This is a genomic window from Micromonospora sp. NPDC023644 (assembly GCF_040640115.1).
Classification (GTDB): Bacteria; Actinomycetota; Actinomycetes; order Mycobacteriales; family Micromonosporaceae; genus Micromonospora.
This window is the reverse complement of the sequence record NZ_JBFABA010000006.1, coordinates 1-15,138: the sequence shown is the minus strand read 5'-3', so window position 1 is coordinate 15,138 and position 15,138 is coordinate 1. Positions and strand designations below refer to the sequence as shown.

At 76.6% G+C, this 15,138-nt stretch carries 12 protein-coding genes, 2 pseudogenes and 1 riboswitch; of the genes and pseudogenes, 9 read left to right on the top strand and 5 right to left on the bottom strand.

The window, feature by feature from the left end:
* Positions 1–33: 33 nt before the first annotated feature.
* Entirely contained in the window at positions 34–348 is a 315-nt protein-coding gene (locus AB0G08_RS06845; RefSeq protein ID WP_358084244.1) for an SMR family transporter, read from the bottom strand.
* Between the two features lie 63 nt (positions 349–411).
* A riboswitch (guanidine-III (ykkC-III) riboswitch) is annotated at positions 412–475 on the bottom strand.
* 92 nt (positions 476–567) lie between these two features.
* On the opposite strand from AB0G08_RS06845, the gene AB0G08_RS06840 reads away from it, so the two are divergent.
* From AB0G08_RS06840 to AB0G08_RS06810, 7 genes are all read left to right on the top strand, one after another.
* The gene (locus tag AB0G08_RS06840; RefSeq protein WP_358084241.1) at positions 568–1,491 is read left to right on the top strand and encodes an ornithine cyclodeaminase family protein; all 924 of its coding nucleotides are present in this window, start codon (positions 568–570) and stop codon (positions 1,489–1,491) included.
* An 87-nt stretch (positions 1,492–1,578) separates the two neighbouring features.
* A complete protein-coding gene (rimO, locus tag AB0G08_RS06835) occupies positions 1,579–3,138 on the top strand; it encodes a 30S ribosomal protein S12 methylthiotransferase RimO (protein ID WP_358084238.1) in 1,560 nt (519 codons plus the stop codon).
* 77 nt (positions 3,139–3,215) lie between these two features.
* Positions 3,216–3,809 carry a CDP-diacylglycerol--glycerol-3-phosphate 3-phosphatidyltransferase gene (gene pgsA / locus AB0G08_RS06830; protein ID WP_358084235.1) on the top strand — a complete coding sequence of 198 codons (594 nt, stop codon included), beginning with the start codon at positions 3,216–3,218 and terminating at the stop codon, positions 3,807–3,809.
* 231 nt (positions 3,810–4,040) lie between these two features.
* A complete protein-coding gene (locus tag AB0G08_RS06825; protein WP_358084231.1) occupies positions 4,041–4,598 on the top strand; it encodes a CinA family protein in 558 nt (185 codons plus the stop codon).
* Between the two features lie 145 nt (positions 4,599–4,743).
* Positions 4,744–5,178 carry a helix-turn-helix transcriptional regulator gene (locus AB0G08_RS06820; RefSeq protein ID WP_121396018.1) on the top strand — a complete coding sequence of 145 codons (435 nt, stop codon included), beginning with the start codon at positions 4,744–4,746 and terminating at the stop codon, positions 5,176–5,178.
* A 204-nt stretch (positions 5,179–5,382) separates the two neighbouring features.
* On the top strand, positions 5,383–6,255 hold the full coding sequence (locus AB0G08_RS06815) for a PspA/IM30 family protein (RefSeq protein ID WP_358084227.1): 873 nt from the start codon (positions 5,383–5,385) through the stop codon (positions 6,253–6,255).
* 23 nt (positions 6,256–6,278) lie between these two features.
* Positions 6,279–7,058, top strand: a complete 780-nt coding sequence (locus AB0G08_RS06810; RefSeq protein ID WP_358084224.1) for a hypothetical protein — start codon at positions 6,279–6,281, stop codon at positions 7,056–7,058.
* A 123-nt stretch (positions 7,059–7,181) separates the two neighbouring features.
* On the opposite strand, the gene AB0G08_RS06805 is transcribed toward AB0G08_RS06810, so the two are convergent.
* Positions 7,182–10,829 carry a hypothetical protein gene (locus AB0G08_RS06805; protein ID WP_358084221.1) on the bottom strand — a complete coding sequence of 1,216 codons (3,648 nt, stop codon included), beginning with the start codon at positions 10,827–10,829 and terminating at the stop codon, positions 7,182–7,184.
* Positions 10,830–11,033: 204 nt separating this feature from the next.
* Positions 11,034–11,954, bottom strand: a complete 921-nt coding sequence (locus AB0G08_RS06800) for a zinc finger domain-containing protein (protein WP_358084218.1) — start codon at positions 11,952–11,954, stop codon at positions 11,034–11,036.
* A 110-nt stretch (positions 11,955–12,064) separates the two neighbouring features.
* On the opposite strand from AB0G08_RS06800, the gene AB0G08_RS06795 reads away from it, so the two are divergent.
* Positions 12,065–13,273 (top strand): hypothetical protein, encoded by a 1,209-nt coding sequence (locus AB0G08_RS06795; protein WP_358084215.1) that lies wholly within the window; start codon positions 12,065–12,067, stop codon positions 13,271–13,273.
* Positions 13,274–13,432: 159 nt separating this feature from the next.
* Here AB0G08_RS06795 and AB0G08_RS06790 read toward each other — a convergent pair whose 3' ends face one another.
* Together AB0G08_RS06790 and AB0G08_RS06785 are read right to left on the bottom strand one after the other, a co-directional pair.
* Positions 13,433–14,275: an SAM-dependent chlorinase/fluorinase gene (locus AB0G08_RS06790; protein ID WP_358084684.1), complete on the bottom strand. Its 843-nt coding sequence runs from the start codon at positions 14,273–14,275 to the stop codon at positions 13,433–13,435.
* A 168-nt stretch (positions 14,276–14,443) separates the two neighbouring features.
* Positions 14,444–14,791 (bottom strand): annotated as a pseudogene (locus AB0G08_RS06785) (GNAT family N-acetyltransferase); the annotation flags it as partial.
* A gap of 165 nt (positions 14,792–14,956) precedes the next feature.
* On the opposite strand from AB0G08_RS06785, the pseudogene AB0G08_RS06780 reads away from it, so the two are divergent.
* Positions 14,957–15,138, top strand: a pseudogene (locus AB0G08_RS06780) (hypothetical protein); the annotation flags it as partial.

Genomic DNA, 15,138 nt, shown 5'->3' with positions numbered 1-15,138 from the left:
TGGTTCGTCACGCCTCGCCCGGCGCGACGCCGGTCAGTGCAGGACCTTCAGGCCGACGACGCCGGCGACCACCAGCAGCAGGCAGGCGATCCGGGGCAGGCTGGCCGGCTCGCCCAGCGCCAGCATGCCGACCAGGGCGGTGCCGACCATGCCGATGCCGACCCAGACGGCGTAGCCGGTGCCGACCGGGATCTCGCGCAGCGCGTACGCCAGGCCGGCCATGCTGAGCACCAGGGTCACCCCGAAGACCAGCGACGGGACGAGCCGGGTGAAGCCGGCGCTGCGGTCGAGGGCGACCGCCCACGCGGTCTCGAGAAGTCCGGAGATCACCAACACGATCCAGGCCATGGCGGATCACCTCTGCGTTGCTGCCCGGACCGTCGGGCCGGGACGAGTGGGCTCGGTACACACACGGGGCGTCTTGGCCTGACCGGGTACGCCCACCACTCGTCCGGGGCGGCCCGCGGGCCGCCACGACCGACGTTAGCACCGGCCGGACGGCGCCCGGGGTGAGTCGGACCACCACCGGTTGACGTGAACCTTGCTTCAACTTGCAGTATCGGGTCCATGCCGCTGCTCTTCTCCGATGCCGAGGTCGCCGCCGCGCTGGACGCCCCCACCACGGTGGCCGCGATGCGGGACGCCCTGCTCGCCGCGTACGCCGGCCGCCTGGTGGCCCCGCCCCGGGCCGCCGCGCCGCTGGGCGGGGGAAGGATGGTGCTCACCGCCGGCCACCTCACCGACGAGTGGTACGGCTTCCGCTCGTACGACACGTTCGGGCATCCGGAGGGCGAGCAGGTGGTCGTGCTGCACGACGGGCTTACCGGGGCCGTCCGGGCGGTGGCGGTCGGGGCGGAGCTGGGCTCCCGGCGTACCGGCGGGCTCGGCGGGGTCGCCGTGGACGCCCTGGCCCGGCCGGACGCCGCCACGCTGGGCGTGATCGGCTCGGGCGGGCAGGCGTGGACCCAGGTCTGGGCCGCCGCTACCGTCCGTCGGCTGCGCGAGGTCACCGTGCACAGCCGCTCCGCCGCCCGGCGGGAGGCGTTCGCCGCCCGGGTCCGCGCCGAGCTGGGCGTGCCGGCGCGGGCCGTGGCCTCGGCGCGGGCGGCCGTCCGGGACCGCGACGTCGTGGTGCTCGCCACCACCGCCGTCACCCCCGTGCTCGACGCCGCCGACCTGGCTCCCGGCACCCACGTCAACGCGGTCGGCTTCAAGCAGGTCGACCGGCACGAGTTCGGCACCGACCTGCTGGACGCCGCCGACCTGCTGGTCACCGACTCGCCAGCGCAGGCCGCCGCGTACGACCCGCCGATGCTGGCGACGCTGCCCGCGTACGCCGGACGGTTGCGCGACCTGGGGGCGGTGCTGGCCGGCGCCGTCCCCGGCCGGACCGGCGCGGACCAGGTCTCGGTCTTCTGCTCGACCGGCCTGGCCGGCACGGAGGTCTTCCTGCTCGACTGGCTGGTCGGCGTCGGCGCGGCGGTGGTCTGAGCCGGCCGGGCCGGCGGGGAGTGTGCGGCGGGGCGATGCGGGCGGCCCGCCGTTGACGGCCGCCCCCCGCCCGCCCGGTACCCTCGGATGGTGTCTGCCACCTCCCCTTCCTCCGACTCCAGCGCGGCGCGTCTGGCGCCGCCGTCGCCGCGCCACGACCTGGAGCCGTCGGCCACCGACGGCCGCCGGGTCGCCCTGCTGACCCTGGGCTGTGCCCGCAACGAGGTCGACTCGGAGGAGCTGGCCGCCCGGCTGCACGCCGACGGCTGGCAGGTCACCACCGACGGCGAGGGCGCCGACGTGGTGGTCGTCAACACCTGCGGCTTCGTGGAAAAGGCGAAGCAGGACTCCATCCAGACCCTGCTGGCCGCCGCCGACACCGGTGCCAAGGTGGTCGCCGCGGGCTGCATGGCCGAGCGGTACGGCCGCGAGCTGGCCGACAGCCTCCCCGAGGCGCAGGCGGTGCTGAGCTTCGACGACTACCCGGACATCGCCGCCCGGCTGGACGCGGTGGTCGCCGGCGAGCGGATCGGCGCGCACACCCCGCGCGACCGGCGTGAGCTGCTCCCGCTGACCCCGGTCTCCCGGCGGGACAGCGGGGTGTCGCTGCCCGGCCACGGCACCCCGGTCCGGGGCGTCACGGAGACCGACGAGCACACCCCCGCCCACCTGCGCCAGGTGCTGCGCCACCGGCTCGACACCGGCCCGGTCGCCTCGCTCAAGCTGGCCAGCGGCTGCGACCGGCGCTGCGCGTTCTGCGCCATCCCCGCCTTCCGCGGCGCCTTCGTCTCCCGTACGCCCGACGAGCTGCTCGCCGAGGCGGAATGGCTGGCCCGGACCGGCGTACGCGAGCTGGTGCTGGTCAGCGAGAACTCCACCTCGTACGGCAAGGACCTGGGCGACCCCCGGGCGCTGGAGAAGCTGCTGCCCCAGCTCGCCGCGATCGACGGCATCGTCCGGGTGCGGGCGAGCTACCTCCAGCCGGCCGAGACCCGACCCGGCCTGGTCGAGGCGATCGCCACCACGCCCGGCGTGGCGCCCTACTTCGACCTGTCGTTCCAGCACTCGAGCGAGCCGGTGCTGCGCCGGATGCGCCGCTTCGGCTCCACCGACCGGTTCCTGGAGCTGCTGACGAGCGCCCGCGCGCTGGCCCCCGACGCGGGCGCGCGGAGCAACTTCATCGTCGGCTTCCCCGGCGAGACCCGTGCCGACTACCAGGAGCTGGTCCGGTTCCTGACCGAGGCCCGGCTCGACGCGATCGGGGTGTTCGACTACAGCGACGAGGACGGCACCGAGGCCGCCGGGCTGCCCGGCAAGGTCTCCGCCGCCACGGTCAAGCGCCGCTACGACAGGCTCAGCGCGCTCGCCGACGAGCTCTGCTCGCAGCGCGCCGAGGAACGCCTGGGCTCGACGGTCGAGGTGCTCGTCGACTCGGTCGACGACGGCGTGGTCGAGGGGCGGGCGGCCCACCAGGCCCCCGAGGTCGACGGCTCGACCACCCTCGTCGCCCCGTCCGGCGCCGGGGTGGACCTGGCCGCGCTGCGCCCGGGCGACCTGGTGCGGGCCACGGTCACGGGCACCGAAGGGGTGGACCTCGTCGCGGTCCCGGATGAGATGATCTCGGCTGCGCCCGGCGCAACACGGTGACGGCGGGCCCGGACGGAGCGGGGGAGCCACGTGGTGGGGTGCCAGGTGCGCCGCGAGGGCCGGAGCGGGGTGCGACGGTGACCGGGGCGACGGACTCGACGCCCGCGCCGGTGGTGGCCCGGGTGCCCGTGCTGAACGCGGCCAACGCGCTCACCGCGCTGCGGCTGGCCCTGGTGCCGGTCTTCGCGGCGTCCGTGGTCATCTCCGCGATGACGCACGCCGGCTGGCGGATGGTCGCCTGCCTGGTCTTCGCCGTCGCCTCCGCGACCGACCTAGTGGACGGCTGGATCGCCCGCCGGTTCGCCCTGGTCACCTCGGTGGGCAAGGTCGCCGACCCGATCGCGGACAAGGCGCTCACCGGGGCCGCGCTGCTGCTGCTCTCCTGGTACGACCAGCTGCCCTGGTGGGTGACCGCCGTGATCCTCGTCCGCGAGCTGGGCATCACCGCGCTGCGCTTCTGGGTAATCCGGCACGGCGTGATCGCGGCCAGCCGGGGCGGCAAGATCAAGACTGCGCTCCAGATCCTGGCCATCACGTGGTACCTGTGGCCGATGCCGGCCGCGCTCGCCGCCGTCGGCCCGTGGATCATGGGCGCCGCGGTCGGCGTGACGGTGCTCACCGGCTTCGACTACGTCGCCCAGGCCCTCCGGATCCGTCGCCCCACCGCCTGACCCGCGCCCGTCCCGTCCCGTCCCGTCCCGTCCCGTCCCGTCCCGTCCCGGTCCGGTCCCGTCGCGCTCCCGACGCCGACGCCGATGCGGTGCTGCGGCCGGTGACGTCGCGGTCCCGACGCCGGTGCCGTCGCGGCGAAGGCGGGCGGGCCGCCGGGGGTGCCCGCCCGCGCCCCCCGCCGGTCGGGGGAGGATGAGTAGGGCAGGCGGGGCGGGGAAAGGATCCGGGACATGGACATCGACGCAGACGGAGCACGGCCGGTCGGGAGTCCGGCGGCCGGGGTGGTGCACAGCCTCTCGGAGCGGCACCAGACCCTGGCCACCGTCGAGTCGCTCACCGGCGGCCTGCTGGCCGCCTCGATCGTGGAGATCGCCGGGGTGAGCGGGGTCTTCCGGGGCGGACTGGTGGTCTACGCCACCGAGCTCAAGGCGCGGCTCGCCGGCGTGTCGGAGGACCTGCTGGCCGACCGGGGGCCGGTCGACCCGGACGTGGCGGTGGCCCTCGCCGAGGGCGGGCGGCGCCAGTGCGGCGCCGACTGGGGCCTGGCCACCACCGGGGTGGCCGGCCCGGAACCGCAGGACGGCAAGCCGGTCGGGCTGGTCTACGTCGCGGTGGCCGGGCCGTCCGGCACCGACGTCCGGCAGCTCGACCTGGACGGCGGACGCGACCACATCCGCTCCGCCGCGGTCGTCGAGGCGCTGCGGCTGCTCGCCGCGCGGATCCGCGACACCGACGCGGCGGAGGCCGACGGCGGGCGGGCCGAGGCGGCTGGCGCGGGGCGCCGGTGACCGTTCTGCCGCGATCCGAGGGGCGGGGTGGGATGTCGTGGGGGCCCGTAACGGGTACGGTTGCGGGAAGGCTCCGGCGACCGGTCCGGCTCGACACGCCGGACGGGCCGCGTGGACGAGTGGTGTCCCTCAGGGGGAGGTGCGAATGGTCCTGCTACGCCGCGTGATCGGTGACGCACTGCGGGCGCGCCGGCAGGGGCAGCACCGCACCCTGCGCGAGGTCTCCTCCGCCGCCAACGTCAGCCTCGGCTACCTCTCCGAGATCGAGCGTGGCCAGAAGGAGCCCTCCAGCGAGCTGCTGGCGGCGATCTGCGACGCCCTCGGTGCGCGCCTGTCCGAGCTGCTGCGCGAGGTCAGCGACACCGTCGCCCTCGCCGAGCAGATGCCCGGCGTGCTGGTGCCGGTGCAGGACGAGCCGGCCGCGCCCGTCGCCGTGCGCAGGAGCACCGGTCGGGGCGTCCACCAGGTCAGCTCGGACGGCACGGTCGCCGTCCAGGTCCGCCAGGACTCCCCGCTCAAGGCCACCCTGCGCAGCTCCCGGGTCCGGGGCAGCGAGCGCGACGTGGTCTGCGCCGCCTGAGCCACCCCCTTTCTCGCCACGTGGTCGGCCTCGACGGCGCCGCGTACCCTTGATCGCGGACGGCGTCGGCGCTCGCTTCGCTCGCCGGTACGGATGCCCGGGTGGCGTCCGGCTGGGACGATGGAGCCACTGCCGCGCCGGAGCCGGCCGGGAGCACCTGGCGCGGTCGAGGCGGAGCGACGCTACTGAGGGGACAACGCAAAGATGGCGAACCCGTTCGTCAAGGGGTGGAAGTACCTGATGGCGCTCTTCGGCGCCAGGATCGACGAGCACGCCGATCCGAAGGTGCAGATCCAGCAGGCCATCGAGGAGGCCCAGCGCCAGCACCAGGCGCTGGTCCAGCAGGCCGCCGCCGTGATCGGCAACCAGCGGCAGCTGGAGATGAAGCTGTCCCGGCAGATGTCCGAGGTCGAGCGGTTGCAGGCCAACGTCCGCCAGGCACTGGTCCTCGCCGACAAGGCCCGCGCCGGGGGCGACGAGGCCGAGGCCGGCCGCTACGAGCAGTCCGCGCAGACCCTCGCCACCCAGCTGGTCTCGGCCGAGCAGGCCACGGAGGACCTCAAGACCCTGCACGACCAGGCGCTCGCCGCCGCCGCCCAGGCCCGCCGGGCGGTCGAGAACAACTCGATGATCCTCCAGCAGAAGCTCGCCGAGCGCACCAAGCTGCTCAGCCAGCTGGAGCAGGCCAAGATGCAGGAGAGCGTGGCCCGCTCGCTGGAGTCGATGTCGGCCCTGACCGCCCCCGCCAACACGCCCTCGCTCGACGAGGTGCGCGACCGCATCGAGCAGCGGTACGCCACGGCGATGGGCCGCGCCGAGCTGGCCGGCAACTCCGTCGAGGGCCGCATGCTGGAGATCCAGAAGGCGACCCTCGACTCGGCCGGCTCCTCCCGCCTGGAGCAGATCCGGTCGAGCATGGCCGGCGAGCAGCTCGGCGGCAGGGAGGAACGACCGGCCGCGCAGCAGGCCCAGCCCGCCGCGCCGGCCGCCGACCCGGCGGCCGCCGCCCGGCTGGACGAGATCCGCGCCAGCATGGGCCGCGAGCGCGGCACCGGGGACACCACCGCCGCCGGCTGAGCGGCCGGGTCGAGGAGGCAGAGGTGGCAGACGAGCGCACGCGGTACTTCCGCAGCCTGAGCCGGTTGCGGCGGTCCGCACGCCGGTGGAGCGTCACGGCTGGTGGCCTGGGCGGTGCCGCCGCCGTGCTGACCCCGTACGCCGGGCTGGGGTTGCCCGACGCGGCCTGGGCGGCCGGGGCGGGCGGCGCGTTGGTGCTCGCCGCCTGGCGCTGGGTCGACCTGCGGGCGCTGGCCGCCCAGCCGGCACCGCCGGCGCTCGACCCGGCCGAGGCCGCCGCGCGGTCCCGCGCCCGGCTGGTCGCCGCCGTCGAGCGGCTCCCCGTCGGCCCCGGCGTGCTGGCCGAGGTCCGCCGGGTGCGCTCCCGGGTGGCGCTGCGCGGCACCAGTGCCGCCGAGCCCTGGGCCCGGCTGGACCGGGCCGCCCTGACCCTCGCCGGGATGACCGGCCGGCTGACGGGGCTGGCGTCGCCGGCCGTGCTGGAGGCCGCCGAGGCCGACCGGTCGCTGCGGGACCTCGCCGACCGGGTGGCCAGCGTCGAGCGCACGCTGCGGCTCGCCCCGGCCGAGGCCCGGCCGCCGCTGGCCGAGGCGCACCGGGCCCTGACCGCACAGCTGGAGCAGGGCGTCACCGCGTACGAGCGGCTGGTCGTGGCCGCCGCCGGCTACGTGGCCGGGGACGCCCACCCCGACGCCGCGCACCCGGCCGCCTCCCGGCTCACCGAGGCGACCGACCTGCTGCACGGCGTCGCCTCGGCGCTGACCGAGCTGCGCGGCGTCGGCGCCCCACTGCGCACGCCCTGACGCGCCCCGCCGCACGATCCCGGTCGATCATGCAGTTGTGGTGCCGGCTCGGCACCCGTTCGGGCGTTTCGCACCCCACCACAACTGCATGATCGGCGCGGGCCGCGCGGCCACGCGGGCCGGTCACGGGGGCGTGGTCACCGGGACCGGGCCGGTGAACGGGGAGCTGCCGACGACGTTGAACGACCGGATCCGGTAGTGGTAGGTGACGCCGCGCGCCAGGCCGGTGTTGGTGAAGCCCCGCCCGGTGACGGTGAAGGCCGCCACTGCCCGGCTGAACGCCGGGTCCAGCGCCCGCTGCACGACGAACCCCGCGCCCGGCGCGGCCGGGGTGTTCGCCGCCCAGGCGAGGATCACCGTCGCCGTGTCCGGCCCGGACGCCGTCGCCGTGGCGGTCACCCCGGTGGGCGGGCCCGGCGCCGGCGGGGTGGTCGCCCGGGCCACCGTCGACCAGGCCGACGCGGCGCCGAGATAGGTGGTCCGCACCCGGTAGTAGTAGGTGGTGTCCGGGGCGATGGCGGCGTCGAGGTGGTTGTCGCCGACCCCGATCGCGGTGGTGCCCGGTCCGCTGCTGAACGTCGGGTTGGTGGCCCGCTGCACGTCGATCCCGGTGGCGAAGGAGCGGTTGGCCCAGCGCAGCGCGATCCGCAGCGGCGCGGCCGGCGGGATCGCCGCGGTCAGCCCCGTCGGCGCGGTGAGCTGCACCGAGGCCGGCACGCTGTTCGACCACGTGGAGCAGCTCACCGCGTTCTCCGCCCGGATCCGGTAGTGGTAGGTCACCCCGGGGGTGACGGTGGCGTCGGTGTGGCGGGTCGCCGTGGCCGCCACGGTGATCGCCGTGAGCCCCTGCGTGAAGGCGGCGTCGGTGGCCCGCTGGAGCAGGTGGCTGGTGGCCGGTGGGCGACTGCCGTTGCCCGTCCAGGTCAGCGCGATCGCCGGCAGCGCGGTGGCCGAGCCGGGGGCGGGCGTCGCGGTCAGCCCGGTCGGCGCCCGGGGCGACACCCGCAGCACCAGCGGCCGGGTCATGCCCTGGTCCCGGTGGCCGCCGAGCTGGCTGTGCCACTGGTATTCCCAACCGAGGTTGACGAGCTGGTTCACCACCACCGCGGGCCGGCCGTCCATCGGGCTGACCGGGGTCGAGCCGGTCCGGGCGCCGGCCGGCCGGAGCGGGTCGAGCAGCCGTACGCTGTCGCCGATCTTGAACGGCAGGGGCGGCGCGACCGGCCGGATCGCGACGATCACGTCCTCGCGCGGGTCGACCCGGACGACCTGTTTCCAGCCCCGCTCCGCGGGGTGCGGCGCTCGGGTGGCGCCGTCCCAGCCGACCCGGTTGACCAGCTGCACGTCGCAGCCGGTGAACCGCACCGGCTGGGTCTGCCGGCTGTTGCCGCGGATCCGCCAGAGCTGGGTGCCGTCCGCGGGGCCGCCCACCGCGACGGCCGGGTCCGTGACGTGCAGCACCTCGGTGGCCGGGTCGGTCGGCCCGAGCGGCAGGACGGTGGGGGAGAGCGGCCCGGCGTGCGGGTGGCCGACGCCGAGCCGGCCGACGAGCCGGCCGTGCTCCGGTTCGAAGACCTGCTGCACCGCCCTGACCTCGATCGGCAGGTGCACCGGGGCGGCGGCGCCGGCCGGGAGGAAGCTGACCGTCGCGGCGTGCACCGGGACCACCGTGTCGCGCGCGGTGCGGGTGCCGAACGCCGCGTCGTACGCCGGCTGCGGCACGATCGGCGGGCGTTGGCTGGCCGCGTACGCGCCGGGCAGGCGCTCGCGCAGCCGGGCCAGGTCGTACGGCGGCGCCGGGGTGCCGGCGACCCGGAACTGGAGCAGGGTGCGGGTGTTCGGCCCGTACCCGGGGCGGGTCGGCGGCGCCCCGCCCTCGGCGCTGCGGTCCGGGGCGCCGGTGTGGTGGTCGGCGCGCGGGTCGAAGCCGGGCAGCGGCGCCGGGCAGTCGTTGTAGAGGATCAGCGTGCCGCCGGGCGGGACGGCGGAGAAGTCCACCAGCACGTCGGCGACCTCCCCCGGGGCGAGCAGCAGCGCGTGCGCGTCGACGTTGAGCACGGTCGGGTCGCGCCGGTCGTACCGGTAGCCGACCGGCTGGTTCGGCACCACCACCGGCGCGGGGAGCAGGCCGCACTCGTTGCCGATCTGGACGAGTTCCGGGCCGGCGGCGCGCGGGTCCGGGACCCCGCCGTCCCGCCCGTCCGTCGGCCAGCCGGCCGGCCGGTCCGGCGCGCGGACCGCCTCCACCATCGGCACCTCGCCGGCGTCGGGGTCGGCCAGCGCGCCGTCCGGATCCCACATCGGGCCGTCGGCGCGGGCCCGGTAGAGCTGGAGGTTCAGGCCGCGGTCCAGGCAGGCGTTGAGAATCCGGAACCGGTACGTCCTCGGCTCGACCTCCAGGTACGGGTACGCGATCCCGTTGACGAGCATGGTGTCGCCGAACGCGTCCGGCACCGCCGAGGGGTGCGGGACGCCGGGCGCGAGCGGCGGCTCGTCGGGTGCCGCGACGGGGTCGTGGTGCGGGTTCGGCACCGGCCCCGCCCGGTGGGGCACGCCGCCGTGCTCCCGCTCCCCGGCGTCGTCGCCCGTACGCGACCACGGGCCGTAGTCCCACCGGCCGGTCGGGTTCGTCCCGTCGGCCCGGTGCGGGTTCTGCCGGGGCTGGTAGACGTGCGGGTGCCAGAGGCTTCCCCGGGAGCCCCAGCGGTCCCGGTCCCACGTCGGGTCCTCCCCGGCGAGCTGGGTGTCCTCCGGCACGAAGGTCTTGTCCTCGATCACCAGGGGTAGTTGGTCGGCGGGGAGCACCTCGTCGGCGACGAGCCGTTCCTCGGCCGGGTCGGTGAGCAGGTAGAGCGCGAGTTGCCCGGAGTAGACGGTGAGCCGGGACAGGCCGATGGTGTTGTCGTGGAACCAGCACAGCCGCCCGCTCTGCTCGTTCGGGTAGTAGAGCGTCGTCGCGCCCGCGCCGGGCGGCGGCATGTCGGGCACGTGGGCGAGGCCGGGCCCCGTCGGGTACGGGGTGATCTCGCCGGCCGGGGTCACCCACTGCCAGGGGTTGCCGGCGCTGGTCCAGCCGGCGTGCGCGCCCGCCAGCCGCAGCACCGCCCGGTTCTGCGGATAGGGTGCGGGACCGTCGAGCGGGCCGGCCCCGGCGCCGTCGACGCTGTCGTCGACCGGCAGGAAGAGCTCTCCGGAGCGGCCGGTGGGGAGCTGGTTGATGAACTTGACCCGGACCGGCCGGCCGCGCCGGGCCAGGACGAGCGGGCCGAGGTGCCAGGGACGCCCCGCCGGCACGACCGTGTTGTGCCCGTGCGTGTCCGTGCCGAGGTTGAGCTGCCGGTAGCCGCGCAGCCGGGTCGCCGGCAGGTCCCGGTGCAGCCGCTGCGCGTACTGCTCCAGGCCGATCTCGTAGTAGTCGCAGCCCGGGTAGCTGACGGTGTCCGGCACCGCCACCGGCAGGTGGGCGCCCAGCTCGGTGCGGCCGGGCGCGCCGGGGCGGGGCAGCGCGTCGACGAACTTGCGGATGCCGGTGCCGGGCACCACGCGACCGTCGGCGTCGACGACCGGCAGCGGGCTGCGGGCGTGGTTCGGCACCGGACCGAAGTGGCGCGGGACGGCGGCGGGGTCGAGGCTGGCGGGCGCGACGACGGGCTCCGCCGCGCGCCGGGCCGCCGGGACGGGCGTCGGCCCGGTCCCGTCGGCGGCGTCGTCCCCGGCGCGGGCCGTCGCCCGCTCCGCCCACGGGATCCGGAGTCTGCGGAACAGCTCCATGGCTCTCCCCGGTGTCCGGGCGCGGTGGCCGCCACGGCGGCGTGGCGGACCCGGTCGCGCTTCGTTGACGATGCGTGAGGAGTCAACCGCAGCATGCGACCTCGACGGCGGGTTAGGAAGTACCCAATCGTCCGTATCTGTGGCGGGGATGCGACTCGCCGCCGCCCCGCCGGAGTGTCCCGCCCGACACGCCGGCCGGCCGCGTCAGCCGGTGGGGTGTTCCGGCTGGCAGACGGGGCACCAGTAGGTGACCCGCTCGCCCAGTTCCTCCTTGCGGATCGCGGTGCCACAGCGACGGCAGGGCTGGGCGCGCCGGCCGTAGACGTAGCTGGTCTGCCCCCGGTGCAACGACCCGGTGGTGCTCTGCGTCCAGCGGCCCCGGTTGGCGGCGAGCAGCTTCTGCGCCAGGGCCACGGTGCCGGCGAGGTCCGGCACCGCGCGCACCGGGGTCCACGGCGAGACGCCGCGCAGGAAGAGCACCTCGCACTTGTAGAGGTTGCCGACGCCGGCCAGGTTGCGCTGGTCCAGCAGCGCCTCGGAGATGGTGGCGTCCGGGTGGGCGGCCAACCGGCGTACCGCCTCCGCCGGGTCCCAGTCCGCGCCGAGCAGGTCGGGGCCGAGGTGCCCGACGAGCGACTCCTCCTCGGCGGTCGGCACCAGCGCCAGCTCGTGCAGGTGGTAGCCGACGGCGACCGCCCGCGCGCTGCGCAGCACGACGCGGATCAGGTGCGCCGGCCGGGCCGTCCACCGTTCCCCCGGCCCGTACGCCCGCCAGGCGCCGTCCATCCGCAGGTGGGAGTGCAGCGTCCAGCGCGCCCCGCCGTCGTCTCCCGGGGCCGCGCCGCCGGCAGCGCCACCGTCCTGCGCCGAGACTGCACCGGCCGGCGCCGGGGCCGCGCCGCCCTCCGGTCCGGTCGGGGCGTCGGGCGGTGGCGCGGCGTGGGGTGGGGCGCTGAGGCGCAGCAGCAGGTGCTTGCCCCGGCTGGCCGACTCCCGCACGGTCCAGCCGGCGAGGTCGGTCGCGGCGAGCTGCGGCACCCGGAAGTCGCTGCCGGTCAGTCGGGTGCCGGCCAGGGCGCGGTGCAGCACGCGGGCGGTGTTCCAGACGGTGTCGCCTTCGGGCACCCGTCCATCCTTCCTCGTCCGAGCCGAATTCGCATGTGTCGCTATTTGTATGGAGGTTCCTGTCGATCTACTGACAAGGGGAGGATCAGGGAGTTCTGAGGAGAATGCCCATGATTCTGCCCCAACGTCGCACCCGTACCGCCGCCCTGACCGTGATCCTCGCCCTCGCCCTCCTACCCTCCCCGAGCCCCGCGCTCGCCGCCGCCGACGGCGAGCGGTGGACGACCGACCTCTCCCGCGTCGACGCCGAGGACGTCAACGTCCGGCACACCCGCGCCGGGCTCCGCCTGGCCGACCCCCGCCCCGCGCCGGCCCGCGCGCCCCGCAGCGTGGCCGCCGAGGGGATCTTCCTCGCGCCGCCGCGCACCCTGGCCCGGCCCGCCACCCGGGTCCGCGCCACCGTCGACGCCCGCGCCGCCGCCGGCGCCACCGCCGAGGCCCAGGTGCGGGGCTGGCGGGCGGCGGGCTGGACCGAGTGGCGCGAGGCCACCGGCGGGGCGGTCTTCGACCGGCCGGTCACGCGCGTGCAGACCCGGGTGGTGCTCACCGCGAGCCGGTCCGGCGCCACCGCCGAGGTGCGCGCCGTGCGGCTCACCGCCGACGCCGGCGCCGCCGTCTCCGCCGCCACGCCCGGCCTCACCTACCGGGTGTACGCGACCCGGATCGGGCTGGTCGGCGAAGTGACCGCCAACGGGCACACGATCGTGGCGGGGGACCACTTCGTCGCGCTGCCCTCCCGGCGCGGCCTGGCCCCGGCGAACACCGGCGACTACACCGCCCGCGTCTGCACCACCACCGGCAGCCGCTGCGAGTACGCCCCGGTCTGGGACGTCGGCCCGTGGAACACCCGCGACGACTACTGGAACCTCAGCGCCGTGCGGGAGAACTGGAAGGACCTCCCGCAGGGCCGGCCGCAGGCGCAGGCGGCCTACCAGTACGGCTACAACGGCGGGCGGGACCAGTTCGGCCGGGTGGTGCTGAACCCGGCCGGCGTCGACCTCGCCGACGGGACCTTCTCAGACGGGTTGCAGCTGACCACCAACGCCTGGGTGGACGTGGCGTACCTGTGGACCGGCAGTGGCCCGCGCGGCGTGGTCGGTGACGGTCCGCTCAACGTCCGTGCCGGCGCCGGCACGGGGTACGCGGTGCGGGGCCTGGCCGCCCGGTACGCCAACGTGCCGATCGAGTGCTACGTGACCGGGCAGACCGTGGTCGGCCCGTACCGGACCACCAACCGGTGGAACCGCCTCGCCAGCGGCCAGTACGTCAGCCACGCGTACGTCTCGGCGGTCTACGGCGGCACGGTGCCGCTCTGCTGACCACCGCCCCCGTGCGCCCACCGGGCCGGCCGGGCGCCTCCGGTCCGGCCCGGTGACCGGCTGGCCGGCCCGGCGGCCCGGGTGGCCGGCCCCGGCGGCCGAGCTGGAGCGCCGGCCCGGTCCCGGCCACCGCGGCGCTCCGCGGGCCGGGGCCGGCGCTCAGCCGGCCGCGATCCGCAGCAGGTCGCCGGGAGCCACCGCCAGCAGGTCCGCCGCCCGGCCGCCGTTGACCGCCACGGCGACCCGGCCGGCGGAGTCGGCGTGCACCACCAGCCCGCCCGCCGCGGCGTCGCCGAAGGTACGTCCGTGCACGGCCTCCCGGCCGGGCTCCGGACCGCTGCCCGGCCGCACCCGGACCCGGGCCGGCAGCGGCGCCAGCAGGTCGGCCGGCGCGGCCAGCTGGACGTTGCCGAAGTGGTCGACGGTCAGCACCTCGGCCGTGAAGCCGTCCGCCTCCCGGCGGAGCACCGGCGCCGGCAGCCGGACCAGGGACCCCGGGTCGACCGCCGGGCCCATCCCGGCCAGCGGCGCGCCCAGCGCCAGCCGCGCGGCGACCGGCGCGAAGACGTCGCGGCCGTGGAACGTGCGGGACACCTCGGGCGCGAGCCAGGCCGGATCGGTCAGCTCGACGGCGGCGAGCACCCCGCCCAGCGCCTCGGCGGCCTCCACCAACAGGCCGTTGTCCGGCCCCACCAGCAGCCCGCGCGGGGTGGCCAGCGCGACACCCCGGCGGGTCGTGCCCACGCCCGGGTCGACGACGGCCACGTGCACCCCCTCCGGCAGGTGCGGCACGGCCTGCGCGAGCACCGCCGCGCCCCGGCGTACGTCGGCCGGCGGGACGAGATGGGTCACGTCGACGACCCGGGCCTGCGGCGCCAGCCGCGCGATCACCCCGTGGCAGGCGGCGACGAATCCGTCGGCGAGGCCATAGTCGGTGGTCAGCGAGATCCACGGGGCGCGGGCCGCGCCGGCGGGTGGGTCGGCGGCCTGCCGACCGTGCACCGGACGGCCGGCGGGGACCGGTTCGTCCGCGCTGAGGCGCAGCTCCAGGACCAGTTCGTCGTGCAGCGCGATGCCGTCCTCGCCGATTGCCGGGATGCTCGGCTTGAGCTGGCGCGCCCGGTCCACCGCGCCCCGGTCCACGCGCACCAGCCGCAGGCCGCGCCGCTGGTAGAACCGCAGCGCCCGCAGGTTGTCGTTCGTGGTGACGAGCCAGAGCCGGGACCGGCCAGCGGCCCGGGCCACCTCCTCGGCCGCCGCCAGCAGGGCCGTGCCGACGCCGCCGCCGGGCGTCGCGGCCACCACGCTGACCACCTCCAGCCCGTCGGCGTCGTCGTGGTGGGCGAGCGCCCCGACCACCGCCCCGGCCCCGTCGGTCGCCACCAGCGTGGGCAGCGTACGCAGGTCGTGGCGGGTGTCGTGGGCGACGACGTACGGCCCACCCCACTCGCGTTCGTGCAGCGCGTCGACCGCCGCGCGGTCCCCGGCCCGCGCCGGCCGTACGGTCACCCCGGTCATCCCGTTCGTCCCGGTCATCCTCGGCTCCCCTCGTCGACCGGGTCGGGATCGTACCGGTGCCGGCCGCGCCACCCGGCCGACCGGGGCGGGGTGGCAGAAATGGGACAATGGCACTGACCGACCGGCCACTGCCGGGACGGGAGCCGGTTGGGCAGACTGCCAGGGGTGACCAACCGGAGCCTGCCCGCCGTCGCGGTCCTCGTGATCGCCGCCGCCCTCACCGCCGCCTGCGGCGACGACGCGGAGGAGCCGCCGCGCGCCGCGCCCCCGGCCGCCCCGGCGCCGACCCCGGCCGACGTGCCGTCGCCGGGCCCGACCGGCGCGCCCGGAGCAACGGCGACGCCGCC

Coding starts and splice junctions, on each gene's coding strand:
- AB0G08_RS06820 (WP_121396018.1), top strand. CDS start 4,744: ATGGTCCTGCTACGCCGCGTGATCGGTGACGCACTGCGGGCGCGCCGG.
- AB0G08_RS06825 (WP_358084231.1), top strand. CDS start 4,041: ATGGACATCGACGCAGACGGAGCACGGCCGGTCGGGAGTCCGGCGGCC.
- AB0G08_RS06840 (WP_358084241.1), top strand. CDS start 568: ATGCCGCTGCTCTTCTCCGATGCCGAGGTCGCCGCCGCGCTGGACGCC.
- rimO (WP_358084238.1), top strand. CDS start 1,579: ATGGTGTCTGCCACCTCCCCTTCCTCCGACTCCAGCGCGGCGCGTCTG.
- AB0G08_RS06805 (WP_358084221.1), bottom strand. CDS start 10,829: ATGGAGCTGTTCCGCAGACTCCGGATCCCGTGGGCGGAGCGGGCGACG.
- AB0G08_RS06795 (WP_358084215.1), top strand. CDS start 12,065: ATGATTCTGCCCCAACGTCGCACCCGTACCGCCGCCCTGACCGTGATC.
- AB0G08_RS06845 (WP_358084244.1), bottom strand. CDS start 348: ATGGCCTGGATCGTGTTGGTGATCTCCGGACTTCTCGAGACCGCGTGG.
- AB0G08_RS06815 (WP_358084227.1), top strand. CDS start 5,383: ATGGCGAACCCGTTCGTCAAGGGGTGGAAGTACCTGATGGCGCTCTTC.